At 64.4% G+C, this 25,803-nt stretch carries 26 protein-coding genes; 13 read left to right on the forward strand and 13 right to left on the reverse strand.

Translation table 11 applies throughout. The features are described from left to right. Positions 1–83: 83 nt before the first annotated feature. The 5 genes from RX329_RS08205 to napE are packed head-to-tail and all read right to left on the reverse strand — an operon-like array spanning position 84 to position 4,256. Positions 84–737: a NapC/NirT family cytochrome c gene (locus tag RX329_RS08205; RefSeq protein ID WP_085349178.1), complete on the reverse strand. Its 654-nt coding sequence runs from the start codon at positions 735–737 to the stop codon at positions 84–86. Then, on the reverse strand, positions 734–1,204 hold the full coding sequence (locus RX329_RS08210) for a nitrate reductase cytochrome c-type subunit (RefSeq protein WP_007614113.1): 471 nt from the start codon (positions 1,202–1,204) through the stop codon (positions 734–736). The genes RX329_RS08205 and RX329_RS08210 overlap by 4 nt, the downstream gene beginning before the upstream one ends. Beyond that, positions 1,201–3,714 carry a nitrate reductase catalytic subunit NapA gene (gene napA, locus RX329_RS08215; protein ID WP_085359414.1) on the reverse strand — a complete coding sequence of 838 codons (2,514 nt, stop codon included), beginning with the start codon at positions 3,712–3,714 and terminating at the stop codon, positions 1,201–1,203. Before napA ends, RX329_RS08210 begins: the two co-directional genes overlap by 4 nt. Before the next feature lie 16 nt (positions 3,715–3,730). After that, the gene (locus RX329_RS08220) at positions 3,731–4,045 is read right to left on the reverse strand and encodes a chaperone NapD (protein ID WP_085359412.1); all 315 of its coding nucleotides are present in this window, start codon (positions 4,043–4,045) and stop codon (positions 3,731–3,733) included. Between the two features lie 25 nt (positions 4,046–4,070). After that, positions 4,071–4,256, reverse strand: coding sequence for a periplasmic nitrate reductase, NapE protein (gene napE / locus RX329_RS08225; protein WP_085349182.1), 186 nt, complete (start codon positions 4,254–4,256; stop codon positions 4,071–4,073). 204 nt (positions 4,257–4,460) lie between these two features. Between napE and RX329_RS08230 the strand changes: the two genes are divergently transcribed. From RX329_RS08230 to RX329_RS08240, 3 genes are all read left to right on the forward strand, one after another. Beyond that, the gene (locus tag RX329_RS08230; protein ID WP_085384900.1) at positions 4,461–5,585 is read left to right on the forward strand and encodes an AraC family transcriptional regulator; all 1,125 of its coding nucleotides are present in this window, start codon (positions 4,461–4,463) and stop codon (positions 5,583–5,585) included. Between the two features lie 85 nt (positions 5,586–5,670). Beyond that, positions 5,671–6,900 carry an acyltransferase family protein gene (locus RX329_RS08235; RefSeq protein WP_085384901.1) on the forward strand — a complete coding sequence of 410 codons (1,230 nt, stop codon included), beginning with the start codon at positions 5,671–5,673 and terminating at the stop codon, positions 6,898–6,900. Between the two features lie 86 nt (positions 6,901–6,986). Further along, positions 6,987–8,192, forward strand: a complete 1,206-nt coding sequence (locus tag RX329_RS08240; protein WP_085359408.1) for an LLM class flavin-dependent oxidoreductase — start codon at positions 6,987–6,989, stop codon at positions 8,190–8,192. Between the two features lie 28 nt (positions 8,193–8,220). On the opposite strand, the gene RX329_RS08245 is transcribed toward RX329_RS08240, so the two are convergent. Further along, a complete protein-coding gene (locus RX329_RS08245) occupies positions 8,221–8,802 on the reverse strand; it encodes a hypothetical protein (RefSeq protein ID WP_085359406.1) in 582 nt (193 codons plus the stop codon). Positions 8,803–9,122: 320 nt separating this feature from the next. Here RX329_RS08245 and RX329_RS08250 point away from each other — a divergent pair, with 320 nt between their 5' ends. The 10 genes from RX329_RS08250 to RX329_RS08295 all read left to right on the forward strand — a co-directional run bounded on the left by RX329_RS08250 (position 9,123) and on the right by RX329_RS08295 (position 17,644). Further along, positions 9,123–9,482 carry a DUF2200 domain-containing protein gene (locus RX329_RS08250; RefSeq protein WP_085359511.1) on the forward strand — a complete coding sequence of 120 codons (360 nt, stop codon included), beginning with the start codon at positions 9,123–9,125 and terminating at the stop codon, positions 9,480–9,482. Between the two features lie 111 nt (positions 9,483–9,593). Beyond that, a complete protein-coding gene (locus RX329_RS08255; protein ID WP_085359404.1) occupies positions 9,594–10,382 on the forward strand; it encodes a helix-turn-helix transcriptional regulator in 789 nt (262 codons plus the stop codon). Between the two features lie 78 nt (positions 10,383–10,460). Then, complete coding sequence (locus RX329_RS08260; RefSeq protein WP_198957614.1) at positions 10,461–11,627, forward strand: cytochrome P450; 1,167 nt, start codon at positions 10,461–10,463, stop codon at positions 11,625–11,627. Between the two features lie 360 nt (positions 11,628–11,987). Then, on the forward strand, positions 11,988–12,950 hold the full coding sequence (locus tag RX329_RS08265) for a sulfonate ABC transporter substrate-binding protein (protein ID WP_085359400.1): 963 nt from the start codon (positions 11,988–11,990) through the stop codon (positions 12,948–12,950). A 38-nt stretch (positions 12,951–12,988) separates the two neighbouring features. Continuing rightward, positions 12,989–13,942 carry a sulfonate ABC transporter substrate-binding protein gene (locus RX329_RS08270; RefSeq protein ID WP_085359398.1) on the forward strand — a complete coding sequence of 318 codons (954 nt, stop codon included), beginning with the start codon at positions 12,989–12,991 and terminating at the stop codon, positions 13,940–13,942. After that, complete coding sequence (ssuD, locus tag RX329_RS08275; protein WP_085359396.1) at positions 13,939–15,117, forward strand: FMNH2-dependent alkanesulfonate monooxygenase; 1,179 nt, start codon at positions 13,939–13,941, stop codon at positions 15,115–15,117. Before RX329_RS08270 ends, ssuD begins: the two co-directional genes overlap by 4 nt. Beyond that, a complete protein-coding gene (ssuC, locus tag RX329_RS08280) occupies positions 15,114–15,920 on the forward strand; it encodes an aliphatic sulfonate ABC transporter permease SsuC (protein WP_085359394.1) in 807 nt (268 codons plus the stop codon). Before ssuD ends, ssuC begins: the two co-directional genes overlap by 4 nt. A gap of 20 nt (positions 15,921–15,940) precedes the next feature. Continuing rightward, a complete protein-coding gene (locus RX329_RS08285; protein ID WP_085349192.1) occupies positions 15,941–16,777 on the forward strand; it encodes an ATP-binding cassette domain-containing protein in 837 nt (278 codons plus the stop codon). Positions 16,778–16,808: 31 nt separating this feature from the next. After that, positions 16,809–17,390 (forward strand): flavin reductase family protein, encoded by a 582-nt coding sequence (locus tag RX329_RS08290; RefSeq protein ID WP_026232615.1) that lies wholly within the window; start codon positions 16,809–16,811, stop codon positions 17,388–17,390. Between the two features lie 95 nt (positions 17,391–17,485). After that, positions 17,486–17,644, forward strand: a complete 159-nt coding sequence (locus RX329_RS08295; RefSeq protein WP_018453881.1) for a hypothetical protein — start codon at positions 17,486–17,488, stop codon at positions 17,642–17,644. 30 nt (positions 17,645–17,674) lie between these two features. Here RX329_RS08295 and RX329_RS08300 read toward each other — a convergent pair whose 3' ends face one another. From RX329_RS08300 to fliF, 7 genes are all read right to left on the reverse strand, one after another. Continuing rightward, positions 17,675–18,823 carry a M20 family metallopeptidase gene (locus RX329_RS08300; RefSeq protein WP_085359392.1) on the reverse strand — a complete coding sequence of 383 codons (1,149 nt, stop codon included), beginning with the start codon at positions 18,821–18,823 and terminating at the stop codon, positions 17,675–17,677. Positions 18,824–18,988: 165 nt separating this feature from the next. Then, positions 18,989–20,239: a vanadium-dependent haloperoxidase gene (locus RX329_RS08305; RefSeq protein ID WP_085359390.1), complete on the reverse strand. Its 1,251-nt coding sequence runs from the start codon at positions 20,237–20,239 to the stop codon at positions 18,989–18,991. Between the two features lie 289 nt (positions 20,240–20,528). After that, positions 20,529–21,914 carry a sigma-54 interaction domain-containing protein gene (locus RX329_RS08310; protein WP_026232617.1) on the reverse strand — a complete coding sequence of 462 codons (1,386 nt, stop codon included), beginning with the start codon at positions 21,912–21,914 and terminating at the stop codon, positions 20,529–20,531. A gap of 44 nt (positions 21,915–21,958) precedes the next feature. Then, on the reverse strand, positions 21,959–22,309 hold the full coding sequence (gene fliN, locus RX329_RS08315; protein ID WP_007596160.1) for a flagellar motor switch protein FliN: 351 nt from the start codon (positions 22,307–22,309) through the stop codon (positions 21,959–21,961). Between the two features lie 3 nt (positions 22,310–22,312). Next, positions 22,313–22,933 (reverse strand): FliH/SctL family protein, encoded by a 621-nt coding sequence (locus RX329_RS08320; RefSeq protein ID WP_018453885.1) that lies wholly within the window; start codon positions 22,931–22,933, stop codon positions 22,313–22,315. Then, on the reverse strand, positions 22,933–24,024 hold the full coding sequence (gene fliG, locus RX329_RS08325; protein ID WP_018453886.1) for a flagellar motor switch protein FliG: 1,092 nt from the start codon (positions 24,022–24,024) through the stop codon (positions 22,933–22,935). The genes RX329_RS08320 and fliG overlap by 1 nt, the downstream gene beginning before the upstream one ends. A gap of 17 nt (positions 24,025–24,041) precedes the next feature. Then, positions 24,042–25,649, reverse strand: a complete 1,608-nt coding sequence (gene fliF / locus RX329_RS08330; RefSeq protein WP_085349194.1) for a flagellar basal-body MS-ring/collar protein FliF — start codon at positions 25,647–25,649, stop codon at positions 24,042–24,044. Positions 25,650–25,803 lie beyond the last annotated feature (154 nt).

Below are 25,803 nucleotides of genomic sequence, written 5' to 3' on the forward strand. Positions count from 1 at the left end.
CTTGAGGAGGGGGCGAAAACGGAGCGATTCGCCAGCCCCAAAACTAACCATTCGCACCGCTGGTTCAAGCCGGGCGGGGCGCCCTATTGCCAGCCGGGAACGCCGCGCATGTCGGGCAGATGGTGGGCGATGCCCTTGTGGCAGTCGATGCAGGTCTTTTCCTTGGTGAACAGGAAGCGCTGGTGCGCGACCGAGGCGCGCGGCGACTGCTTGGTGATGTCCATGGAATCGGCGCTGTGGCAGTTCCGGCATTCCAGCGAATCGTTGGACTTGAAGCGCGCCCATTCATGCGCCGCCAGTTCGAGCCGGTGATCCTGGAATTTCTCGCGGGTGTCGATCGTGCCGAAGATCTTGCCCCAGACCTCCTTGGAGGCCTGCATCTTGCGGGCGATCTTGTCGGTCCAGTTGTGCGGCACGTGGCAATCCGGACAGGTCGCGCGCACGCCGGAGCGGTTGGCGAAATGGATGGTCGACTTCAGCTCGGCGTAGACGTTGTCCTTCATCTCGTGGCAGCCGGTGCAAAATTTTTCGGTGTTGGTCAATTCCAGCGCGGTGTTGAAGCCGCCCCAGAAGATCACGCCGGCCATGAAGCCCGCCAGCACCAGCACGCCGAGCCCGAACACCGAGCTCGGACGGATCAGCACCTGCCAGAGCTCGCGCGCGAAGTCCCAGCTTCGCGCGACGAAGCCGCGTCTGGCCTTCAGTCCCTCGCCGGGTTCATCAGCGGTCGTCGTCATCGGCGGCCACCGGGGCTTGCGCGCGACAGCAGCGTGTCGATGTCGGTGAAGTCGTTGCTGACGGGCGGATTGGCGGTGTTCTGCGGCACGTGGCATTCCGTGCAGAAGAAGCGGCGCGGCGAGATCGAAGCCAGAAACTGGCCGTCGCGGTCCATGAAGTGGGTGATCGAGACCATCGGCGCCTGCGATTCCGCGATGCGCGCCCGCGCATGGCAGGACAGGCACTTGTTGCCGTTGAGGTCGATCTGATAGCCGTCGATCGTGTGCGGAATGACAGGCGGCTGTTCCGGATAGTTGCGCACTTCTCTTTCAGAGGTGTTGCGGTTCGGCAGCATCGGCGGGGCCGGGCCTTCGTCGTTGAGCGGCGTCGGGCCGCGCAGACCTGACGTCACCGTCTGCGCGGTCAGCGAACTCGCGCCAGCCGCGATCGCGACTGCGAGCAGCGCTACTCCAAATCGTTTCATCATGACATGTTCATCCGCTCGATGCGCACGGCGCACTTCTTGTAATCGGTTTGCAGCGAGATCGGATCGGTGGCGTCCAGCGTCACCTTGTTGATCAGCTTGGATTCGTCGAACCACGGCACGAATACGAGGCCACGCGGCGGCCGGTCGCGGCCGCGCGTCTCGACGCGGACGCGGATGAAGCCGCGGCGGGAGACCACCTTCACCTCGTCGCCGCGGCGGATCTTCGCCTCCTGCGCGTCGTCAGGATGCATGAAGCAGACGGCCTCGGGGAAGGCCTTGTAGAGCTCGGGCACCCGGCGCGTCATGGTGCCGGAATGCCAGTGCTCGAGCACGCGGCCGGTCGAGAGCCAATAGGGATATTCGTTGTCGGGCGATTCCGCCGGCGGCTCGTAGGGAAGTGCGAAGATGCGCGCCTTGCCGTCGGGATAGCCGTAGAACTGCACGTCCGTGCCTTGCTTGACGTAGGGGTCGCTGCCCTCGCGGAAACGCCATTTCGTCTCCTGGCCGTTGACGACGGGCCAGCGCAGGCCGCGCTCGCGGTGATAGGCGTCGAACGGCGCGAGGTCGTGGCCATGGCCGCGGCCGAACGCGGCATATTCCTCGAACAGGCCCTTCTGCACGTAGAATCCGAACGCCTTGGACTCCTCGTTGGCGTAGCCGTCCTCGATCTCAGACGTCGGGAATTTGTCGACCTGGCCGTTCTTGTAGAGCACGTCGAACAGCGTCTTGCCGCGAACCTCGGGCTTCTTGGCGATCAGCTCCTCCGGCCACACCTCCTCGATCTTGAAGCGCTTTGAGAACTCCATGAGCTGCCACAGATCGGACTTCGACTCGCCCGGGGCAGCGACGAGCTGGTGCCAGAACTGCGTGCGGCGCTCGGCATTGCCGTAGGCGCCTTCCTTCTCCACCCACATCGCGGTCGGCAGGATGAGATCGGCGGCGAGCGCCGTCACCGACGGATAGGCGTCCGAGACCACGATGAAATTGTCGGGATTGCGGAAGCCCGGATAGGTCTCCTCGTTGGCGTTGGGACCGGCCTGGAGGTTGTTGTTGACCTGCACCCAATAGGCATTGATCAGGCGGTCCTTCAGCATCCGGCTTTGCAACACGGCGTGCGCGCCGGGCTTGTCGGGAATGGTGCCCTCGGGAAGCTGCCAGATGTGCTCGGCCTTGGTGCGGTGCTCCTTGTTGGTGACGACCATGTCGGCCGGCAGGCGGTGCGAGAACGTGCCGACCTCGCGCGCGGTGCCGCAGGCCGAGGGCTGGCCGGTCAGCGAGAACGGGCTGTTGCCGGGCGAGGAGATCTTCCCGGTCAGAAGATGGATGTTGTAGACGAGGTTGTTGCACCAGACGCCGCGGGTGTGCTGGTTGAAGCCCATGGTCCAGAACGAGACCACCTTGGTCTTGGGATCGGCATAGAGCTCGGCCAGCGCCTCCAGGCGGTTGAGCGGCACGCCCGACATCTCGGCCGCCTTCTCCAGCGTGTAGTCCGAGACGAACTTGACGTACTCATCGTAGCTCATCTCGGTGGAATCGTTGGCCTTCGCCGCGCCCGTCGCCTTCTTCTGCAGCGGATGCTCGGGCCTCAAACCATAACCAATGTCGGTCTGGCCGCGCCTGAAGATGGTATGCGCGGCGACGAAGTCCTTGTTGACCCGGCCGGTCTTGATGATGTGGTTGGCGATGGCGTTGAGGATGTAAAGGTCGGTCTGCGGCTTGAAGATCATGCCGATGTCGGCGAGGTCGAACGAGCGATGCTCGAAGGTCGAGAGCACGGCGACGCGGACATGCGGCGCGGAGAGCCTGCGGTCGGCGAGGCGCGTCCACAGGATCGGATGCATCTCCGCCATGTTAGAGCCCCACAGCACGAAGGCGTCGGTGGCCTCGATGTCGTCATAGCAGCCGGCCGGCTCATCGATGCCGAAGGTGCGCATCATGCCGGCCACCGCGGAGGCCATGCAGTGCCGTGCATTGGGGTCGATGTTGTTGGTGCGGAAGCCGGCCTTGAACAGCTTCACGGCCGCATAGCCCTCCCAGACCGTCCACTGGCCGGAGCCGAACATGGCGACGCCGTTCGGCCCGCGCTTCTTGATCGCCTCCTTCCACTTCACCTCCATGATGTCGAAGGCTTCGGTCCAGGACACAGGGGTGAATTCGCCGTTCTTGTCGTATTTGCCACCTGTCTTGCGCAGCATCGGCTGCGTCAGGCGATCGTGGCCGTACATGATCTTGGAGAGGAAGTAGCCCTTGACGCAGTTGAGGCCGCGATTGACCTCGGCCTTGGTGTCGCCATGGGTGGCGACGACGCGGTTGTTCTTGGTCGCGACCATCACGGAGCAGCCGGTGCCGCAGAAGCGGCAGGCGGCCTTGTCCCATTTCAGTTCGGCGACGTCGCGCTCGGCGATGAGGTTCGCGGCGAGCGCCGGTGCCGGCATGCCCGCAGCGGCGGCCGCGATGGCGGCGGCCTCGAGCTTCAGCATCTGGCGGCGGTCGAGCTTTGGCGATGTCATAACGACTCTCCCGGCCTTAAGCCGTTTCGATGGCGTGAAAGACCAGCGCCGCCGAATAGACGTCCGGCAGCGACTGGATGATGTTGAGCAGGGTGCCGAGGCTGCCGGAATCAGGCGCCTCGGTCACGACGATGAGCTTGCCTCGCGGGTCGCGGCCGTGGATCTCGCAGCCGGCAAGGGCGGTGATCGCGGCTTCCAGTTGGTCCAGGCGCTCGGGGCGCGCCTGCACGATGATGCTGGCGATTTCGCAACCGGGCGGGGCGATGACGCGCTCGGCGCTGAGCACCCGGCCGGTGATCAAGGCACGGCGGTTGAGTGTGGCGTGGGCCATGATGCCTGTCTTTCGCTTTAAGGGATCAATGCAGGGAGGGCGGTGGGCCGGGAGGGCCGGCGAACATCTGGTAGATCCAGACGGCGAGGCCGTAGGAGCCGACCGTTCCGACCGCGAGGACGGGCATCACGACCGCGGTCAGGAACAGGAATGCGAAAATCTCCATGCGCTTGCGGCGCACACGCCCGGTCGTGTCGTCACGCGCCGACATGCTCGTCTCTCTGAATGGGGGGATTGGGACGGCATCCGGGCCGTTGCCTTGCTGCATTTTTGATGCATTCGGGCCGCTGCCGCGTTGATCTGGATCAATCCGCCAATCTGCGGCTGTCGCTGCGGCCGTTGCCACGACGGCAAGTTTGGGTTGTACCCGTGCGAAGGCGATGCGACAGTTTGGCATCGAACGGGGATCCGGGTTGTGAACGCGACAGGGCTGACGGCGATCGATCTCGGACTTCGCGGCGCGGCCAGCGGCGTGTTCCTGTTGATCGTTCTCGTGGCCTTGCTGCGTCGTGCAACCGGCCAACAGGCTTTGCTGGGCATAGCGATGTGCGCAGGCGGCATGTTCTATGCGATCGCGACGGCGCCCAATCTCCCCAAAACGGCGTGGTGGTGGGTGTTGCCGATCCTGTCCGCGCAGCCTGCCGTCTTCTGGCTGTGGGCGCGCGCGGCGTTCGACGACGATTTCGTGCTGAGGCGTTGGCACGGCGCCCTGTGGCTGAGCATCGTGGTTTTCGGATTTGCGATCACGCTGGCCTGGGCGAACTGGCCCGCTTTGGCCGGCGCAGGCGGCCGAGTCTTGGCTCTGGCCACCCTGGTGCTGGCCCTCGCTGCTGCGGTTCAGACGGTCAAGACCTGGCGAGCCGATCTGGTCGCGCGGCGACGCCGACTGCGGCTGGCGATGCTTGCGATCAATGTCGTGCTCATCGCGACCGTCGCCGTCGCCGGCTTCGCCGCAATTCCCGTCGCGGTTCCTGGCGCGCCGGGCAGTCTCCCGACCGCGCTCGGGCTGTTCGTGGTGGCCATGCTTGCCGGCATCTGCCTGTTCAGCGCGCCGGCGATGGCCGTCAATGACGCCACGGCCGCGATCGCATCCGGCGAGGCGGGGAGGCAACCCCCGGCCGCCGGCCCAGCCGCGGGTCGGGTCGTCGTCGACCCGATCCTGCTCCGGCGCCTCGACCATCTGATGACGGTGGAGCGAACCTACCGCCAGGAAGGCCTTGCGATCGGAGCGCTCGCGGCGCGGCTCGACGTTCCCGAGCATCGGCTGCGCCAGGCGATCAATGAAGGGCTGGGCTATCGCAACTTCAACGCTTTCCTGAACCGCTACCGTATCGAGGACGCCAGGCTCGCGCTGTCCGACGTGACGCAACGGGAGGTCCCGGTGCTGACCATCGCCATGGATGCGGGCTTCCAGTCGATCGGACCTTTCAATCGCGCGTTCAAGGCCGAAACCGGCATGACCCCGACCGAATTCCGGCGTGAGGCGCTGAGCCGGCCCGACAGCGCTGAACTTAGCCCGCCGCGCCGCGAAATCGGCTAGCCGATTTTTGGATCAGGCAAGAGCGCCGCGCCCCGATTGGGCAGACTGTCCGGCAGATCCTCTCGCCAGCCGAATGAGCCCACCCATGTCACCTTCGACCGCCGCCACCCCTGCATCGGAACGGCTGCACGCTCTCGACGCACTCAGGGGCGGCGCCCTGCTGCTCGGCATCGTCCTGCACGCGGCCATGTCGTTCGTGCCCGCCACGTCCCGGTTCTGGTTCATCCAGGACACCCATCCAAGCCTGCTCCTGGGCCTGCTGACCTTCACCATCCACGTCTTCCGGATGACGACCTTCTTCCTGATGGCGGGTTTCTTCGCGCGCATGAGCTTTCATCGCCGGGGCGTCAGGGGCTTCGTCCGCGACAGGCTCCTGAGAATCGGGCTGCCGCTCGTGATCGGTTGGCCGATCCTGTTCGCGCCCATGTACTTCATCGCGATCTGGGCGTCTCATTTCCCGAACGGCGGCTGGTCCCGCAGCTGGCCACCGGTGCTGCCGAATTTCCCCCTGACCCATCTCTGGTTCATCTATGTGCTGCTGGAGCTTTATGTCGTCGTGCTGCTGCTGCGCGGCGCATTTGTCTGGCTAGATGCGTCAGGCAGGTGGCGAGCGGTGATTGACCGCGTCTTCGCCGGGATCATGAAAAGTCCGCTGGCCCCCCTTGTTCTGGCAATCCCGATCGGCGCCGCCTTCTGCCTCGACCAACGCTGGATCAACGTGATGGGCGTGAGGACGCCGGATCAATCGCTCGTCACCAACGCGCAGGCCTGGATTGGCTTCGGCACCGCCTTCGCGATCGGCTGGCTGCTGCATCGGCAGATCGATCTGCTGCGACTGATTGAGCGGCGCTGGCTCCCGCATCTTCTGCTCGCAATCACTCTGATCCTGATCAGTTTCGTGCTGGTTGGGGCGATGACGTCCGCGCCGGGGGCACTGAAACTGCCTTTCGGCTTCGCCACGCTCCGGCTTGTCTCCGTGATCCTGTATGCGCCGGCGATATGGATTTCGACCTTTGCGGTCATTGGCCTCGCGCTCCGCTTCATGTCCGGCTTCAGCCCGACCTGGCGCTATCTCGCCGATGCATCCTACTGGCTCTATCTGATCCACCTGCCGATCGTGATGGCGCTGCAGGTCGCGCTGTCGCAGCTCGACTGGCCCGGTCTGATCAAGTTCGGTGTTCTTCTTGTCGTCGCGCTTCCTCCGATGCTGGCGAGCTATCATCTGCTGGTGCGCTTCACCTTCATCGGCGTGGTCCTGAATGGCCGCCGCGCCGAAAAGCACCTTCTCCCGCAAGGCGGAATTGCGACTGCGTAGACAGCGCCGCCCCGCCCATTAAGATGCCCGCAACAAAAACATAAACGGCAAGAAAACCTGCAAGAAAACCTGGGAGAGACGGCGTCATGAAGTTCGGCATCTTCTATGAGCTGCAACTGCCACGGCCGTGGGTGGCCGGCGACGAGCTCAGCCTCTATCAGAACGCGCTCTCGCAGATGGAACTCGCAGACAGCCTCGGCTACGACCACGCCTGGGTTGTCGAGCATCACTTCCTCGAAGAATACTCGCATTCGCCCTCGCCGGAATCGTTTCTCGCAGCCGCGAGCCAGCGCACCAGGAACATCCGGCTCGGCCACGGCATCCTCCAGCTCACGACCAACCACCCCGCACGTGTCGCCGAGCGCGTCGCGGTGCTCGATCTGCTCTCCAACGGCCGCTGCGAATTCGGCATGGGCGAGAGCGCCTCCATCACCGAGCTCACGCCCTTCGGCCGTGACATGGAGACCAAGAAAGAGGTGTTCGAGGAGGCCGTCGCCGCGATCTTCCCGATGTTCAAGGACGCAGGAAGCGAGCACCACGGCAAATATTTCGACATCCCGTTGCGCAACGTCGTGCCAAAACCGGTGCAGAAGCCGCATCCGCCATTGTGGATGGCCTGCTCGCAGCTTCCGACCATCGAGCGCGCCGGCCGCCATGGCTTTGGTGCGCTCGGCTTCCAGTTCGTCAGCGCAGACGCCGCGCACGCCTGGGTGCACGCCTATTACAACGCCATGACCAAGCGTCTCGCCAAGCTCGCCGACTACGAGATCAACCCGAACATGGCGCTGGTGTCGTTCTTCATGTGCGCAAAGACGGACGAGGAGGCGCGTGCGCGCGCCGACGGCGCCACCTTCTTCCAGTTCGCGCTACGCTTCTACGGCGCGTCGCAGAATCGCCAGCGTCCGGCGCCCTATACCGTCAACATGTGGGACGAGTACAACAAGTGGAAACGCGACAATCCCGAGGCGCAGGAGGCTGCGCTGCGCGGCGGACTGATCGGCTCGCCCGAGACGATCCGCAGGAAGCTGAAGCGCTTCCAGGGCTCGCATATCGACCAGGTCATCCTGCTGAACCAGGCGGGCAAGAACAGCCACGAGCACATCTGCGAATCGCTGGAGCTGTTCGGCCGCGAGGTGATGCCGGAATTCCAGAACGATCCCGCGCAGGCGGCCTGGAAGCAGGGCGTCATGAGCGGCGAGATCAAGCTCGAGGAGATCGACACGCAGGCGTTCACCGACCGCTATGGCAAGCTCGCGATCAACGTTCCGCCGGCGAAGGCGGCGGCGGGGTAGGGTCTTTCGCCGCTGCGGCCGGCTGAGTTTATTTGGATTCGGTTTTCGTCTGGATGTTCTGAACGGCTCCGCCCACCGGAGTCCACTGCACGCGGCCATCCAAAGCGGAGAAGTTTAGACCACCGCCGGTCCCGAAGAGAACCATGTGACCCGAGCTGACGGAGTCCACAGCGAGCGTCGCACGGGGAAGTTTTGCAGCATTGTACATCGTTAAGGACGCATCCTGATGATCGTTCAGGGACAGCACTGCCCGCTGACCCTGCTCCGTATCGAGGAGCGACACCGAAGGTACGCCATCCTGGCGAAGCCCGATGCTGAGACGCACCTTCTCGCGGCTATCCAAGAGCGAGATGTGCGGCGTTCCGTCGGAAGTGGATGAGATCAAGGCGACGATTTTGCCGGTGCCATTTCGTAAGGCAATTGTTTCCACAGACAGGGTCTTGGCCTTGACTGTATCGGCATTAGCGGTCGCATGCCATTGCGATGAAATGATCGCCGCAGCCGCCAGGATCGTAGCCCCCAAAACGCTCCAACTCATAGCCTTCAGCGACCGGTCCTGCCGCTGGATATGCGATGCGAGATTTTCAAGCGTGGGTTCGACCTTGAACATAGCTGCGCCTTTGCCTTGGAGTAAGCTTCACATCCGAGCATACCCTGCTGGGTGCGAATTCTGCTAACCTAGCAGGGGGTGCCGGCAAAACACTGTCGAGACAGTCACCTCAGCGGCCGCCCGGAAGGTGGTTGCGCTGGCACGATGCAGAGTGCCGCAACTGCCTTGAACGCTCAGTGACCGATATCACGGGCGCTTTGATGGAGCGCATTTGCCGCCGTATATTGCTTCGCGGGGCTTCTCAGTCAGAACCTCTACAGGCAACTCCATCGATGATATCGTATAAGGCCTTCGGCCGCAGCGAGATCCATGGAGTGGTTATGGCGAAACACAGGATCTATACCACCAGCTTCGCAAGCGTTTACCCGCTTTACGTTGCGAAGGCGGAGAAGAAAGGACGTACCAAAGCAGAGGTCGATCAGGTCATCTCCTGGCTGACGGGCTATGGTCAGACGGAATTGGAAGCTCAACTGGAGCAGGGGACGGACTTCGAAACCTTCTTTGCGAAGGCCCCCAAGATCAATCCTTCGCGAACCCTGATCACAGGCGTGGTTTGCGGCGTCCGGGTCGAGGACGTCAAAGAACCCACGATGCGAGAGATCCGCTACCTGGACAAGCTGATCGATGAGCTGGCCAAGGGAAAAGCAATGGACAGGATTCTGCGCAAAAGTGCTTCCTGAGCCCCTTCGTCCGCCGGCTCGGCGACGTGGCAGGAGATATCGGGCGACACCCGCCTTCCGCTGCGCGGCCATTGCTGATAAATTTCGTCAAAAGGCGATGGGGAGAAAACGATGCGCCCTCGCGGGACGCCCGCAAATCCGGCAGCTGGGGATGTCACGCCCGCGGTGCTTGCCATCGGTCGCCCGGATTTCCCTGATGTCCTGATCGAGACGTTGCGTCGGCAGGCCGGGGTCGGGCATTGCATGGTGTTCGCGCTGAGCCGCGCGGGCGCCGCACACTGCCTGCTCGATGCCGGCAACATCCCGATCGGCGGCGATCTCGGCGCTGCCTATGCCGGCCAGTTCCACCAATCCGATCCCAACCGCGATGCGCTGTTCGAAGGCGAGGGCCGCGCCACGCTCGTGCTGCCCGCCTTCGCGCCGCGCATGTACGGCGCCCGCTACCGAAAAATGTTCTTTGTGGATTCCGGCATCGTCGACAAATGCGCGACGGCGATCTGGGTCGACGACACCTGCTTCTACGTCAATTTCTATCGCATCGCTGTCCAGGGCCGCTTCAGCGCCCCCCAGCGTGCGCGGCTTCAGGCCATCGCACCGGCCATCAGTGCGAGCGTGGCACGCCATTTCCAGCACGGCTCGGCTGCGACGACCGAGCAGTCTCTCGCCGCGCTCTTCGCGACGCGCGCGCCGCTCGCCAGCCTCACCCCGCGCGAGCAGGACGTTTGCCGGCGCATCCTCTCCGGCTTCAGCTCCGAGGCGATCTCGCAGACGCTCGGCATCAGCCTGCATTCGACGCTAACCTATCGCAAGCGCGCCTATGAGCGGCTCGGCATCTCGTCACAAAGCGAGCTGTTTGCGATCGTGCTGCGCCTGCTCGCCGGCCCGCGCAGCCTGAACTGAAGCTGTCCCAATCGCTGGGGACAGACGGCGCCTCGTGAAGCCGCTAGCCTTGGCGGCTAACCAGCAATGGAGCGAAGCTTGAGCACCGCGCCGCGCATCGACATCGACCCGGCCGCATTCTGGGCCGATCCATATCCGATGCTGGCAACGATGCGCAAGGAGGCGCCGATCGCCTTCGTGCCGCAGCTCGGCTCGACACTGCTGACGAGCCGCGACGATATCTCGATCTCCGAGAAGCAGATCGACGTGTTCTCCTCGCACCAGCCCGCGGGCCTGATGAACCGGCTGATGGGCCACAACATGATGCGCAAGGACAGCGAGGCGCATCAGGTCGAGCGCCGCGCGATGTTTCCAACGGTGTCGCCGAAGACGGTGAAGGCGCACTGGACCGCGCTGTTCCAGGCCCATGCCGATCGCATCATCGACGCGATCGCGCCCGGGCGGATCGATTTCATGCGCGACTTCGCGTTGCCGTTCTCAGGCGAATGCCTGAAGTCGATCACCGGCCTCACCAATATCGGCTTTGCGGACATGGACGCCTGGTCACAGGGCATGATCGAGGGCATCGCCAATTACAGCGGCGACGCGGCCGTCGAGGCGCGTTGCCATGCGGCGACGTCGGGCATCGATGCCGCGATCGACGACATCCTGCCGGTGATGCGCAAGCATCCCGACCAGAGTATCCTCGGCGTGCTCCTCGCGTCCGGCATGGCGATGGAGAGCGTGCGCGCCAACGTCAAGCTCGCGATCTCCGGCGGCCAGAACGAGCCGCGCAAGGCGATCGCCGGCACGGTGTGGGCGCTGCTGACCCATCCCGACCAGCTCGATCTCGTGCGCAAGGGCGAGGTGACGTGGCTCCAGGCCTTCGAGGAATATGCCCGCTGGATCTCGCCGATCGGCATGTCGCCGCGGCGCATCGCAAAGCCGTGGACGATCCGCGACGTCGCGTTCGAAACCGATGAACGCGTATTCCTCATGTTCGGCTCCGCCAACCGCGACGAGAAGCATTTTGAGCGCGCCGACCAGTTCGACGTGCGGCGTGATACGGCCAAGAGCGTCGCGTTCGGCGCCGGTCCGCATTTCTGCGCCGGCGCCTGGGCCTCGCGCGCCATGATTGCCGACGTCGCACTGCCGACCTTGTTCGCCCGTGCCGGCCGGCTCGAGATCGCCGACGACGAGCCGGTACGGATCGGCGGATGGGCCTTTCGCGGGCTGCAGAATCTACCGGTGAGATGGCTGCATTAGGCCGGCAGGGACCGGTCCATCCGCAACGCCGCCACGATGCCATCCTGCTCCTGTTTTGCCCGACGAGTCAAGGTCAATTTCGGATAAGCGTAAGTCATTGTTTTCGCGCGCCCCGGCTACTGTGCATGGGGTTGTTTTCGCGATTTTTAATTTCTCGGCTCGGTTGCGTGCGTTTTTCACATTCGCGTGCGGAAAAATATCCCCTGCGTTCGCTCCGTGGATCGAAAGATTAATCATGCGCTCCGCCACGTGCGCAGTGCATGCATCGCTATTTTTCCGCGCGTCTCGACACCTCCGATAAGCCGCCCCATCATTCCCGAGCACGAATGAAGGACGGCCGCACGCGGCCGGGAGTGTCGGATGCAACGTCGGGATTTTCTCAAACTATCCGTTGGAACTGCGGCAGCCGCCGCATTCGTTTCGCACGCCAACGCGCAAGCAACGTCACAAGGCGCGGTGAAGGACATTCGTGTCGGCTACCAGAAGACCGGCGTGCTGGTTATCACGCGTCAGCAGGCCGCCCTGGAAAAGCATTTCGCGCCCCTGGGCATCGACGTGAAATGGGTCGAGTTCTCGTCGGGGCCTCCGATGATGGAGGCAATGAATGTCGGTAGCATCGATTTCGGCGCGGTCGGCGACTCCCCGCCGGTGTTCGCCCAGGCCGCGGGCGCGGCGATCGTCTATGCCGCCGGCCAGCCCATCACCAACGGGCAGGGCATCCTGGTGCCGAAGGATTCGCCGATCCGCGGCATCGCCGACTTGAAAGGCAAGCGCGTCGGCTTCACCAAGGGCTCCAGCGCCCACAACATCGTGGTGCAGACGCTCGAGAAAGCCGGCCTGACCTATGCCGATATCACGCCGGTCTATCTGACGCCGCCGGATGCCGGGCCTGCCTTTGCCAATGGCAGCATCGAGGCCTGGGCGATCTGGGATCCGTATTTCGCGATCGGCGAGACCAAGCAGGGCGGCCGCATCCTGATCAATGCGCGCGAAGTCACCAAGACCAATTCCTTCTTCATCGCCAACCGCGAATTCGCCAGGAATCACGGCGCCATCCTGCAGCAGATCATCGATGTGACGACCGCGGCTGGTCAATGGGCCGAACAGCACCGCGACGAGGTCGCCAAATCGCTCGCCGCGGTCACCGGCGTTCCACTGGACATCCAGACCGTCGCCGCCAATCGCGCGAATTTCGTGGTCGGCCCGGTCACCGACGACATCGTCACGACCCAGCAGGGCGTCGCCGACCGCTTCCACAGGCTCGGCCTGATCCCGAAGCCGATCGTGATCCGCGACATCGTCTGGCGCAACCCGGCAGCCTGATCGTGCCAACCAGCCTTCCCATTCAAAAGGGTTTGAACATGAGGCGTATCATCCAGCGTCTGATCGCGGCCATCGTGCTGTCGATCGGCATCGTCGCCGCCGCGGTCGGCACCTCCTACGGACAGGACAAGGTCGTCCGCATCGGCTACCAGAAATACGGCAAGCTGGTGCTGCTCAAGAGCAAGGGCACGCTGGAGCCGAAGTTAGCTGCCGACGGCTACAAGGTGGTGTGGACCGAATTCCCCTCCGGCCCGCCGCTTCTCGAGGCGCTCAATATCGGCGCGATCGATTTCGGCAACACCGGCGAAGCCCCGCCGATCTTCGCGCAAGCCGCCGGCGCGCCGATCCAGTATGTCGCCTACGAGCCGCCGGCGCCGAAGGGCGAGGCGATCCTGGTGCCAAAAGACAGCCCGCTGAAATCCATCGCCGATCTCAAGGGCAAGAAGGTCGCGCTCAACAAGGGCTCCAATGTCCACTACCTCCTGGTCAAGGCGCTGGAGAAAGCCGGCGTCAAATATTCCGAGATCGAGCCTGTGTTTCTGGCGCCGGCCGATGCGCGCGCCGCCTTCGAGCGCGGCGCAGTCGATGCATGGGTGATCTGGGATCCGTTCCAGGCCGCCGCGGAAGCCGCCACCAGCGCCCGCACGCTTACCGACGGCACCGGCATCGTCGCCAACTACCAGTTCTATTTTTCCTCGAAGAAATTCCTCGAAGCCAATCCGAGGATTGTCGACGCCGTGCTGGCCGAGCTGAGCGCGGTCGACGATTGGGCCAAGGGCGATATCCACGCGGTTGCCGAGCAGCTGGCGCCCTCGATCGGCCTGTCAGTCCCGGTGGTCGAGGTCGCGCTGAAGCGGCAATCCTACGGCATCAAGCCGCTGACCGATGCCGTCATCGCCGATCAGCAGCAGGTCGCGGACGCGTTCTTCGCGCTCAACCTGATCCCCAAATCCATCAAGATTTCCGACGTGGCGCGGAAGCCAGGATCATGAGCAAGCAAATGAGCAAGCAAACGAACGCCAACATCCTCTGGTTCCTGCCGACCCACGGCGACGGCCGCTATCTCGGCACCGGCATCGGCGGCCGCGAGGTCAATTTCAACTATCTACGCCAGATCGCGCAGGCCGCCGACCAGCTCGGCTATTTCGGCGTGCTGCTGCCGACCGGGCGGTCTTGCGAGGATTCCTGGATCGTGGCGTCCTCGGTCGCGCCGTTCACCGAGCGGCTGCGCTATCTCGTGGCGGTCAGGCCCGGCCTGCAATCGCCGAGCGTGGCCGCGCGCATGACCGCGACGCTCGACCGCATCACCAACGGCCGGCTTCTGGTCAACGTCGTCACCGGCGGCGATCCCGTCGAGAACAAGGGCGACGGCATCTTCCTCGCCCATGACGAGCGCTACGAGGTTACCCGCGAGTTCCTCAGCGTCTATAGCGAGCTGCTCGCCGGCAAGACCGTCAATGTCGAGGGCAAGCACATCCATGTCGAAGGCGGAAAGCTGCTGTTTCCTCCGGTGCAGTCGCCGCGTCCGCCGCTCTATTTCGGCGGCTCGTCGGATGCCGGCATCGACGTCGCCGTCGACACCGTCGACAAATATCTGACCTGGGGCGAACCGCCGGCCTTGGTAGCCGAGAAGATCGCGAGGGTGAGGGAGGTCGCAGCAGCTCGCGGTCGAAAACTATCCTTCGGCATCCGGCTCCACGTGATTGTCCGCGAGACCAATGACGCGGCTTGGCGAGCGGCCAATGAGCTGATCAGACATGTCAGCGACGAGACCATCGCGACCGCGCAGAAGAACTTTGAGCGGATGGATTCGGTTGGCCAGCAGCGCATGGCGCAGCTTCACGGCGGCAAGCGCGACAAGCTCGAGATCGCTCCGAACCTATGGGCCGGTGTCGGCCTCGTGCGCGGTGGCGCCGGCACGGCGCTGGTCGGCGACGCCCAGACGGTCGCGGCCCGTATCAAGGAGTATCAGGACATTGGCATCGATACCTTCATCATGTCGGGCTACCCGCATCTGGAGGAAGCCTATCGTTTCGCCGAGCTGGTGTTCCCGCTGCTCTCGCTGGAGCAGCCCAGCAACGTGACCAGGCTTCACTTCAACGGTGGTCCTTTTGGTGAAACGGTCGGCAGCGATTATCGTCCGCAGCAGCAGGTATCGCAATCATGAGCCTGATCGACAACGTTTCGCTCCCGCGCGGTTTGCGGCTGCCGCGCGTGGACGGCCTGATCCAGTGGATCGTGCCGCTAGCCATCATCGCGATCTGGCAGGTCGCCGGCGTCACCGGCTTCGTGCCGACGCGGGTGCTGCCGGCGCCGAGCGACGTGTTGCTTGCGGGCTGGAAGCTGCTGCTCTCCGGCGAGCTCGTTCGCAACATCTGGGTCTCGTTCTGGCGCGCCTCGATCGGCTTCCTGATCGGCGGCAGCATCGGCTTTGCCTTCGGCCTCGCCAATGGCCTGTCGCAGCTGTCGTCAAAGCTCACCGACACCACGCTGCAGATGGTGCGCAACGTGCCGCATCTGGCGCTGATCCCGCTGGTCATCCTGTGGTTCGGCATCGACGAGAGCGCGAAGCTGTTCCTGGTGGCGCTCGGCGTGTTCTTCCCGATCTACCTCAATACGCTGCACGGCATCCGCACCGTCGATCCCCAGCTGATCGAGATGGGCCGCATCTACGGCATGAGCGACGGCGAGCTGTTTCGCCGGGTGATCTTCCCGGGCGCGCTGCCCTCGATCTTCGTCGGCATCCGCTTCGCGCTCGGCATCATGTGGCTGACCCTGATCGTCGCCGAGACCATCGCGGCGTCCTCGGGCCTCGGCTACATGGCGATGCAGGCGCGCGAGTTCATGCTGATCGACGTCGTGGTGCTCTCGATCCTGATCTACGCGCTGCTCGGCAAGCTCGCCGACAGCGCCTCCCGCGTGCTGGAGCGCCTGACGCTCTCCTGGCACCCCGCTTATTGGAAACGCTGAGCAGACATACTGGGAATCACATGCAGACAGCCCTTCGTACCTCCCTTCCGGACACCGAACTCGCCAGCCGTTCCCATTTCGCGCCTCACGCCCGCGTCGTGCGCGAGGAGCGCCCAGTGCAAACGAGCGGCCTGCCGCTCAGCATCCGTGGCCTGCGCAAATCCTACGGCGACAACGAGGTGCTGCGCGGCATCGACCTGCACATCCCCGCCGGCCAGTTCGTCGCCATCGTCGGAAAAAGCGGCTGCGGCAAGAGCACGCTGCTGCGCCTCATCGCGGGCCTGGAGAAGTTCGACGCCGGCAGTATCTCGCTCGGCGACGCCGTGAAGCCCGAGGATATTCGCGTGATGTTCCAGGAGCCGCGGCTGTTGCCTTGGGCCCGCGTTCTCTCCAATGTCGAGGTCGGCCTCGGTCGCGATCGTTCATCCAGTGATGCGCATACACGCGCCGATAAGGCGTTGACCGAAGTCGGACTGACCGACAAGCGCGACCAGTGGCCCTCGGTACTGTCGGGCGGCCAGAAGCAGCGCGTAGCTCTTGCCCGCGCGTTGGTCTCGCGTCCCCGTGTGCTCGCCTTCGACGAGCCGCTTGGCGCGCTGGACGCGTTGACCCGCATCTCGATGCAGCGGTTGTTGGAGCGCGTCTGGCGCGACCAGGGCTTTACCGCGATCCTGGTGACCCACGATGTCGCCGAGGCGGTCGCGCTGGCCGACCGGGTGCTGGTGATCGAGGAAGGGCGGATCGCCCACGACGTTGTGGTTAACACGGCCCGACCGCGCGAACGCGGCTCGGCCGAGCTCGCGGGTCTCGAAGGCTCGATCCTGAGCCACCTTTTGTCGGCGGACGATCGTACCTAGATAGACAGGGACCCCGCTTGGGGACGAAGCCATGAATGTAGTGCCCCGCGATCTCATGACCGAAAATGCCGTCTCCTCCGCCGATTTCCGCGGCGCCATGCGCCACCTTACCGGCGGCGTCAGCGTCATCACCGCCGGACGGGGCAAGGACATCACCGGCATGACCGTCACCTCGGTCAGCTCGTTCTCGGTCGATCCGCCGACGCTGATCGTCAGCATCAACCGCGACGCCTCCTCCTTCCCGCTGATCCGGCGCCACGGCGCCTTCGGCGTGAACATCCTCGCGGCCGATCAGCTCGACATCGCCGAGCGCTTTGCCGGCAAGGGCGGGCTCAAGGGTGCCGATCGTTTCGCGGGCGCCAGATGGGTGACGGCGGTCTCGGGTGTTCCGCTGCTGGTTGGCGCATTGTCCGCCGTCGATTGCGAGGTCGAGGAGATCTTCGAGCGCCATTCGCACGGGATCATCATCGGGCGTGTCAGAGACGTCAGGAATTCGACCCGCAACGCTGCGCTGGCCTATTGGCACGGCCAGTACGTGGCGGTGGATCAGGACGAAGACGCACTCCGGCTTGCGGACGTCAGCGTTCCCACCCAGGTCCGGCGCGGCATTTGATCGCCGCCGGCGACAGGCCGTGCAGGCTGGCGTTTTCCTCCTCATCGCTCTAGAAGCGCTGCCTGAGCCTCCCGCCGGGACAGCAATGGAGCGCAATGATGAAACGCGTCGCGACCTGGGCCTTCTATGCGGTCGGCGCGCTCGCGATCGCCTATCTCGCGCTCTATGCCTATGCGATGTTCAGCGGCCATCCGATCGTGCCGGGCGACCCCATCCAGATCTTCCGCAGGCCGGATGCGCCGAGCTATTCGTGAGGTTTTCGCGGGCGGGCGCGGCACCTGTTTTTACCCCCGCAAGATCGCCAGCGCCAGCGCCTGTGCGCGCGGCACGATGCTGTCGAGCTCGAGATATTCCTCCGGCGAGTGCGCGAGCCCGCCGACCGGGCCGAGCCCGCAGATGGTCGGTGTCCCGACCGCGGCGGTGAAGCCGGAATCGGCGCAGCCGCCGGAGAACTCGCCCTGGAGCGTGGTGAGGCCGGCCTGCCTTGCGGCGGCCTGATAGTTCTCGAACAGCGCCCTTGAATCGGCGCTCTGTACCACCGGCACGAACTCGCCTTTGACCGTCAGCGTCGCGCTGGTGCCAGGCACGTAAGGTGTCGCGATGATGGTCTCGATCGCAGCCATCACCCTCGCGCGGTCCGCCGGATCGACATAGCGCAGATCGATCTGTCCTTCCGCGTAAGGCGCCGTGGTGTTGACGGACTGCCCGCCCGAAACAAGGCCGACATTGAGCGTGATACCCTTGTCGAGATCGGTCAGCGCGTGGATCTGCACGATCTTGTGCGCGAGCTCGCCGATTGCGCTGACGCCGGCGGCGAAATTGGCCCCGGAATGCGCGGCTTTGCCGATAATGGCGAAATGCATGAAGATGCCGCCCTTGCGTCCCGTGACGATATTGCCGGTCGGACGGCCCGGCTCGGAATTGAACACGGCGCGCGCGGTTCGGCCTTCGCGCTCGATCACCGGCCGCGAGGAGGGCGAGCCGATCTCCTCGTCCGAGGTGATCAGCAGCTTGATCGGGTGCGGGTTGCCGCCGAATTTGTGGAAGGCGGTTGCCACGAATATGTTCATGACGACGCCGGACTTCATGTCGGCAACACCGGGACCATAGGCGCGCCTGCCCTGGATCGTGAACGGACGCCGTCCGGCCTCGCCCTTGCCGAACACGGTGTCACGATGCCCCATCAACAGCACCGGCTTCTCGTTGCTGCCGGGCTTTGCCACTTCGGCGTGGATGGCATCGCCGAATGTGGCGTGGCTTTCGCGCCGGAACGGAATGCCGTGCTCGGCGAAATGCTGCTCGAACCGCGCCCCGACCGCATCGACGCCTTCCTTGTCATAGGATCCGGAATCGATGTTCACGACATCGCGCAGCAGGTCGATCATCGCCTGCCGTTGCGTCGCCAGCCAGTCCGTGATTTGAGCTTGAGACATGTTGACCCTCGCGTGGTTCTCACGCGGGCTTATAGGGCCTGGCGCCGGTGTGACCTAGTCGGAGAACGCGGTGCGGCCATGTCGCCGGTCCACGGAATTGGACGCACCGTGCCTTCCACGTCGTCCCGGCTTTCGCCAGAACGAAGTTGAGCGTGTGGCAACCGGCTAACGCCTCGGCTCCGCCATCGCTTCCACGCCGCGAAGCTGCGTGGCGACGGTCAGCGCGCCGATCTTCCGGCCCATCTCCTTGCCGATCTCGGTCGAGAACCGATAGTGAAAGCCGGCCCAGATACGGGCGTTGGAGACTTCGTCGCTATAGTCCTGGAGCCGCGTCCATTTGCGGGTGACGCCTGGTGCCGTGGGGCTGGTCACCGAGAACTCGCCGAAATCTCCAACGATGGTCTGGAGCACGGTCGAAATCGCTGCCGACGTAATGCAGTGAGCACAGGGATATTCCGGATGCATCGGCGTGTCCCCCAGCGGCAGCCAGGATGCGTCGCGAGGCGTCGCTGCGTTCGATGTCAGGTCGGCGTTGCGTATGGCCGTGATCGGCCGCCAGAAATTGTAGTGGTACTTCGCGTCGAAAACGGCGACGAAGGCGTCGTTGCCGGCAATTGAGGTCAGCGCGTACAGCCGGGCGCAGTCGACGAGATCCATGCCCTTGGCCGTTGCCGCCTGCCTCACGATCGGATTGTAGGTGCGGGCACCGACAAAGAACCAAAATCGACCGACCGTGGTTTGCTCGGGCGTCCGGATCACACTTGTTCGGCTGCCGACCTCGCGGATTTCGTTGACGTCCCGGGTCCACAGCTCTGAACCGAGCGCCGGCGGCGGGCCGGGGCGATACTGAGATCCGGACGTCATGACCCAGGGCGTCGTCGCGCCCGCGATCGAGAACAGCGGGACGGTCGTCGGAACGTAGGCACCCGCCGTTGTCAGGGGCCGGTAAGTTTCAAGGGCGGCGCTGCCATCGTTCTCACGAAGCGCGATGATCTGCATCGCGGCCTCCTTGCCGAGGCCGATGCCCGCGATCTTGGACTCGCCGTCGGCGATCGGCACCAGAGAACTCGTCAGCGCCGCATCCAGCTCCGGCTTGAGGTCCGGATAGAGCGACAGCAGCACGTCGTGAGCCGCAACTGCGGCCGCAGCTTCCCGCGACGTCGAACGATCCGCGGATAGGGCAAGCTTGTAAGGCGCGTACCGGCGATCGATCGCGTTGACCGCCTCGAACATCGCGACGTGCATCATAGACAAGACACGGCTGTGGGGCGCTGGAAGGATTTGCTTTTCAGTGGCGATCGCGTCGGCCTTTGCATTCCAATCCATGATCACGTCGGCGCGCGCAAGCGGCGCCGACGCTGCGAGCAGCGATACAATCAATGAGAGGCGGAAGATGGTCCACGACGAGTTCTTCATGGGATGCCCTTTCGATGTAAAGGACGTTTCGCGAGACCAATGCGGCTCTGCCGACATCACGTCGCGCGGCTCGAGGACTTTAACCATCTTGTTGTGGTTTGATTGTGAATTGCTTCACGCGGCGGAAGAGTAGCTCCGAATGGGTCGGCGTGGCTTACCGTTCGCACTGAGTAATGGATCCTGACTTTCGCCGGAAGCCGCGGATTGTGGTGACTGTTTTGCGTTCTTCTCAAAGAAAAATGCCCGGGACCAGCCCGGGCATTCGTTTCTCTCAGTCAGCGAAGAGCGCCTACGCCCCCACCATCGGCATGCGCGGATATTCACCCGGCGTGCCGGCGGGGGTGATCGGAATGCCGCCGTCGGAATATTCGTTGAGCTTGTTGCGCAGCGTGCGGATCGAGATGCCCAGGATGTTGGCGGCATGGGTCCGGTTGCCGAGGCAGTGCTTCAGCGTTTCCAGGATCAGGTCGCGCTCGACATCGGCGACGGTGCGGCCGACCAGTGCCCGCGTCACCTGCTCGGCGGCCATGGTGGCATGCGCCACGGCCGGCACGGTCTTGGCGAGGTCGAGGCGGTCGCCGTCGGGCGTGAGGATCGCATCGGCGCCGATCTCGTCGCCCTGCGCCATCAGGACCGACCGGTGCATGGTGTTTTCGAGTTCGCGGACGTTGCCCTGCCAGCGGTTGGTGGAGAGCACCCGGCGCGCTTCCGCCGAGATCGGGCGCATCGGCACGCCGTTGGCTTCGGCGTATTTCTTCACGAAGTGCTGGGCGAGCTCGAGAATGTCGGCGGGACGCTCGCGCAGGGGCGGAATCTTCAGGTTCACGACGTTGAGCCGGAACAAGAGGTCCTCGCGGAACGTGCCTTCGCGCACCGCGTCGACCAGGTTGCGGTTCGAGGTCGCGATGATGCGGATGTCCACCGGGACGGGCTTGGTGCCGCCGACACGGTCGATCACGCGCTCCTGGATGGCGCGGAGCAGTTTGGATTGCAGGCGGACGTCCATCTCCGAGATTTCGTCGAGCAGCAGCGTGCCGCCGGTTGCCTCCTCGAACTTGCCGATGCGGCGGGCGATTGCGCCGGTGAAGGCGCCCTTCTCGTGGCCGAACAGCTCGGACTCCAGCAGATGCTCGGGGATCGCGGCGCAGTTGATCGAGATAAACGGGCGCTTGGCACGGGCCGAGCGGGTGTGGACGTAGCGAGCCAGCACTTCCTTGCCTGTCCCGGATTCGCCGGTGATCATCACCGAAGCGTCCGAGCCTGCGATCTGCTGGGCGAGCTTGATCACCTTGGCCATCGCCTCGTCGCGATAGACCAGCTCGCGGGAATCGTTGGCGACGGCAGCCAGCACCGCCGCGATCAGTTCCGGGTCCGGCGGCAGCGGGATGTATTCCTTGGCGCCGGCGTGGATCGCGGCGACCGCGGCGCGGGCGTCGTTGGTGATGCCGCAGGCGACGATCGGCGCGTGGATGTGCTCGGCCTCGAGCCGCATCACGAGATCGCGGATGTCGAGGGCGACGTCGACCAGCAGCAGGTCGGCACCCTTGCCGCCGCGCAGCACGCGCATTGCCTGTTCGTTATCCTCGGCGTGGGTCACGGTGGCGCCGTTCGCCATCGCGATCTTGGTGGCGGTGGTGAGCTGGCCCTTCAATGTGCCAACGATGAGAAGCCGCATATCAGTCTCCTGTCCGTCTGGTCGCGCTGCCGCGCGTCGCCGCTTTAGGCGCGTTCAGTCTTGATGATTTCGGTCATGGTCACGCCGAGCTTGTCCTCGACCAGGACCACTTCGCCGCGGGCGACCAGCTTGTTGTTGACATAGATGTCGATGGCCTCGCCGACGCGCCGGTCGAGCTCGAGCACGGTCCCGGGTCCGAGCTTCAACAGCTCGCTGACGTCCATCTTGGAGCGGCCGAGCACGGCCGAGACCTGCACCGGAACGTCGAACACGGCCTCGAGGTCGGCGGCGGCGCGCGTCGCGTATTCGTCCTCGTTGTAGCCGACGTCGGTGCCGGTAGGCGGCATCGGGCCGTTGAGATCGGGCAGCGGGACCTGTCCGTCAGTGTCGCTCATGGCTTAACTCCCCCTGCGGGACGCAACATAGCGTCCCACCATTTCGTCGATCTTGGCCGTGATGGCGGCGCGCTCCAGCACGACGCCGCCATCGGCCCATTCGATCCGGCAGTCGCCGGTGGCAATCTCGGGTTCGGCCAGAATCACCAGCCGGCCTTCGAAGCCGTTCTGCCTGGCCAGGCGCTCGATGTTCTCGCGCGCGGAATCGTAGAGCGCGTCGTTGATGCGGACGACGAGATGCGGCGTCGCGACCAGATGCGAGAAGCAGTCCTTGACCAGCGCGACGATCTCGCCGAGCGGCTCGGCGGCGACCAGATCGGCGCACAGCTTGCGCGCCACCGCGACCGCGACGTCGACCGCCTCGGTTTCCATCTTGGATTCGATGTTGCCGATGCCCGAAGCGATGCCGCGGATGGCGATGTTGATCTCTTCCATGGCGAGCGCGACACGGCGGTCGCTCTCGGCCTTGGCCTCGCGCTGGCCGGCGGCGAAGCCGTCCTGATAGGCGCGCGCCTCGGCTTCCGCGACCTTCTGGGCGATCTCGGCCGCGGTTGCGGCCTTCTCGCGCGTCCGGTCGGGCGCGGCGAAGTCGTTGTCGAACAGGAATTTTGCCGGAGCGGCCATCAATACACCAGCTCGTCGTCGGCGCGGTTCTTGGTCAGCATGATCTCGCCCTTGGCGGCGAGATCCTTGGCGAGGTTGACCAGCAGCGCCTGAGCCTCGTCGACGTCGCGCAGGCGGACCGGGCCCATCGCCGCCATGTCGTCCTGGAGCATTTTTGCCGCACGCGAGGACATGTTGCCGAAGAAGAAGTTGCGGACGTCCTCGTTGGCGCTCTTGAGCGCGACGCCGAGCTTGTCCTTGTCGACATTGCGCATCAGGGTCTGGGCGGAGCCGGAGTCGAGCTTCACGAGGTCGTCGAAGGTGAACATCAGCGCCTTGATGCGCTCGGCCGATTCGCGATTGTCCTCTTCCAGCGAGGTGATGAAGCGGGTTTCGGTCTGGCGGTCGAAATTGTTGAAGATTTCCGCCATCACCTCGTGGGCGTCGCGTCGGCGGGTCTGTGACAAATTGGACATGAATTCGGTGCGCAGCGTCTTCTCCACGCTCTCGATCACCTCCTTCTGCACCGCCTCCATCTTCAGCATGCGGTTGACGACGTCGAGCGCCAGGTCCTCCGGGAAGATGCCGAGCACGCGCGCGGCGTGTTCCGGCTTCAGCTTCGACAGCACCACCGCGATAGTCTGCGGATATTCGTTCTTGAGATAGTTGGCGAGCACCTCTTCCTGCACGTTGGAGAGCTTCTCCCACATGTTGCGGCCGGCGGGGCCGCGGATTTCGTCCATGATGCCGTTGACGCGCTCGGGTGCCAGGTATTGCTGGAGCAGCCGTTCGGTGGCGTCGAAATTGCCCATCAGCGCGCCGGAGGCCGACATCCGCGAGACGAATTCGAGCAGCATGTCCTCCACGGTGTCGACCTCGACAGTGCCGAGCGTCGACATTTCCAGGGAGAGCTGGCGCACCTCGTCGTCGTCGAGCAGCGACCAGATCTTGCCGCCATATTGCTCGCCGAGCGCCAGCATCAGGATCGCGGCGCGCTTCGGCCCCGCCACCGCTTCGGTCTTCGCGCCTCCGCGGCTGCCCGCACGCTGACCGAGCGTGGAGATCACGCTGGTGATGTCGTTGGAATTGGCGTTTTGCAGGGCGGCGGCCATATCAGATCACTTCTCGATTATTTCGTGGGTTCGGTCAGCCATTGGCGGATGATGGCGACGGTCTCGTTGGGATTGCGCTCGGCGAGTTCGCCGACGCGATGGACGGATTGGGCATGGACCTGGCCCTGGACCGTGGCGACGTCGATCGCGCTCGCGGCGCCGCTCGGCAAGAGCGCCTGGCTGGCAGGTGCGGCCTCGTCGCTCGCCGGACCGGTGAGGGCGCCGGAGATGGCGGCTGCGACTTCGTCGGATGCCAGGATGCGCTTGACCAGCGGCCGGACCACCAGGAACAGCACGACCAGGCCGAGCAGCATCATCACGCCGAGCTCGACGAAGTACATGACGTCGTCCTTGGTGAACTGGAGCATGCCGAGTAAGCCGCTCGGCTCGGCGATCGGGGGGGTGGAGGGGGCATCGGCAAAGCGCAGATTGACCACCTCGACCTGGTCGCCGCGCTTCTGGTCGAAGCCGATCGCCGAGCGCACCAGCGTGGCGATGCGGTCGAGCTGCTCCTTGGTGCGGTCCTGGTAGGCCAGATCGCCCTTCTCGTTCTTGGAGTAGATGCCGTCGACCAGCACCGCGACCGAGATGCGGTTAACCCGGCCGGCCTCGGTCACTTCGGTCTTGGTGGTGCGGGAGATCTCGTAATTGTTGGTCTCTTCGCTCTTCTTGCTCTGGTCCTTGGCCGCGACGCCGCCGTTCTGCTGGTTGCCCGGCAACTCGTTGTTGACGGTGACCTGGCCGTTGTTGTCGGCGGTCATGCTCTGCTCTTCGCGGGTCTGGCTCGAGCGCAGCACGCGGCCTTCGGGATCGTACTTGTCCGAGGTCTGGGTGACCTTGTTGAAGTCGAAATCGGCGGAGAGCTGGACCCGGGCGCGTCCCGTGCCCACCACGGAGGAGACGATGTCCTCGACCTGCTTGCGCATCCGCTTCTCGAAGGCGGTGCGGCGCTCGTCGCCGATCTGCTGGTCCGGATCGGTCTGGGCGCCGTCGGCGAGCAGCTGCCCGGTCTCGTCGACGATCGAGACCCGCTGCGGCTTCAGCCCGTTCACGGCCGAGGCGACGAGGTGGCGGATGGCGCGGATCTGCTGGGCTTCCAGCGCGCCGCGGACCCGCACCACGATCGAGGCCGACGGCTCCGGCGCCTCGCGCGAGAACAGCGGGCGCTCGGGCAGCACCAAATGGACGCGGGCGGCCTGGATGCGGTCGATGGCGCGGATGGTGCGGGCGAGCTCGCCTTCCAGCGCGCGGAGATGGTTGATGTTCTGGACGAAAGAGGTGGTGCCGAGCGCATCCGACTTGTCGAACACCTCGTAGCCGACGCCGCCGCCCTTGGGCAGGCCGCCCTCGGCGAGCTTCATCCGCAGCCGGGTGACCTTGTCCTTGGGCACCATGATGATGGTGCCCTCGTTGCGCAGCTCGAACTGGATGCCCTGGCGCTCCAGGTCCTTGATGATGCCCGAGGAGTCCTCGACGCTCAGGTCGGTGAACAGCGTCGTCATCTGCGGCGTGGTGACGCGCATGATGACGAACGCGAAAAAGCCGACGAGCGCGGCGGTGACCGCGATCATCGCCCCGAACCGGGCGGCTCCGATACCCTTCAGAAAGTCCGCAAGACCTTGCAAGCAACCGCCCCGACAGATTCGGCTGCTTTCACAGGAAAGGCCGACTGGGCAATTATTGCCTAGGTGATGGTTTCGATATGGTTAACGAAGGTTAAGAGCTGCGACAAAAGTCGCGCCAAAACGGAGCATGAAAAAAATCGGCCTCGCAAGGCGA

Source organism: Bradyrhizobium sp. BWC-3-1 (assembly GCF_032917965.1).
Taxonomy (GTDB): domain Bacteria; phylum Pseudomonadota; class Alphaproteobacteria; order Rhizobiales; family Xanthobacteraceae; genus Bradyrhizobium; species Bradyrhizobium canariense_D.

Bases quoted from the DNA above. Each gene is read 5' to 3' on its own strand.
- RX329_RS08205 (WP_085349178.1), bottom strand. From the start codon at position 737: ATGACGACGACCGCTGATGAACCCGGCGAGGGACTGAAGGCCAGACGC.
- RX329_RS08210 (WP_007614113.1), bottom strand. From the start codon at position 1,204: ATGATGAAACGATTTGGAGTAGCGCTGCTCGCAGTCGCGATCGCGGCT.
- napA (WP_085359414.1), bottom strand. From the start codon at position 3,714: ATGACATCGCCAAAGCTCGACCGCCGCCAGATGCTGAAGCTCGAGGCC.
- RX329_RS08220 (WP_085359412.1), bottom strand. From the start codon at position 4,045: ATGGCCCACGCCACACTCAACCGCCGTGCCTTGATCACCGGCCGGGTG.
- napE (WP_085349182.1), bottom strand. From the start codon at position 4,256: ATGTCGGCGCGTGACGACACGACCGGGCGTGTGCGCCGCAAGCGCATG.
- RX329_RS08235 (WP_085384901.1), top strand. From the start codon at position 5,671: ATGTCACCTTCGACCGCCGCCACCCCTGCATCGGAACGGCTGCACGCT.
- RX329_RS08240 (WP_085359408.1), top strand. From the start codon at position 6,987: ATGAAGTTCGGCATCTTCTATGAGCTGCAACTGCCACGGCCGTGGGTG.
- RX329_RS08245 (WP_085359406.1), bottom strand. From the start codon at position 8,802: ATGTTCAAGGTCGAACCCACGCTTGAAAATCTCGCATCGCATATCCAG.
- RX329_RS08250 (WP_085359511.1), top strand. From the start codon at position 9,123: ATGGCGAAACACAGGATCTATACCACCAGCTTCGCAAGCGTTTACCCG.
- RX329_RS08255 (WP_085359404.1), top strand. From the start codon at position 9,594: ATGCGCCCTCGCGGGACGCCCGCAAATCCGGCAGCTGGGGATGTCACG.
- RX329_RS08265 (WP_085359400.1), top strand. From the start codon at position 11,988: ATGCAACGTCGGGATTTTCTCAAACTATCCGTTGGAACTGCGGCAGCC.
- RX329_RS08270 (WP_085359398.1), top strand. From the start codon at position 12,989: ATGAGGCGTATCATCCAGCGTCTGATCGCGGCCATCGTGCTGTCGATC.
- ssuD (WP_085359396.1), top strand. From the start codon at position 13,939: ATGAGCAAGCAAATGAGCAAGCAAACGAACGCCAACATCCTCTGGTTC.
- ssuC (WP_085359394.1), top strand. From the start codon at position 15,114: ATGAGCCTGATCGACAACGTTTCGCTCCCGCGCGGTTTGCGGCTGCCG.
- RX329_RS08285 (WP_085349192.1), top strand. From the start codon at position 15,941: ATGCAGACAGCCCTTCGTACCTCCCTTCCGGACACCGAACTCGCCAGC.
- RX329_RS08290 (WP_026232615.1), top strand. From the start codon at position 16,809: ATGAATGTAGTGCCCCGCGATCTCATGACCGAAAATGCCGTCTCCTCC.
- RX329_RS08295 (WP_018453881.1), top strand. From the start codon at position 17,486: ATGATGAAACGCGTCGCGACCTGGGCCTTCTATGCGGTCGGCGCGCTC.
- RX329_RS08300 (WP_085359392.1), bottom strand. From the start codon at position 18,823: ATGTCTCAAGCTCAAATCACGGACTGGCTGGCGACGCAACGGCAGGCG.
- RX329_RS08305 (WP_085359390.1), bottom strand. From the start codon at position 20,239: ATGAAGAACTCGTCGTGGACCATCTTCCGCCTCTCATTGATTGTATCG.
- RX329_RS08310 (WP_026232617.1), bottom strand. From the start codon at position 21,914: ATGCGGCTTCTCATCGTTGGCACATTGAAGGGCCAGCTCACCACCGCC.
- fliN (WP_007596160.1), bottom strand. From the start codon at position 22,309: ATGAGCGACACTGACGGACAGGTCCCGCTGCCCGATCTCAACGGCCCG.
- RX329_RS08320 (WP_018453885.1), bottom strand. From the start codon at position 22,933: ATGGCCGCTCCGGCAAAATTCCTGTTCGACAACGACTTCGCCGCGCCC.
- fliG (WP_018453886.1), bottom strand. From the start codon at position 24,024: ATGGCCGCCGCCCTGCAAAACGCCAATTCCAACGACATCACCAGCGTG.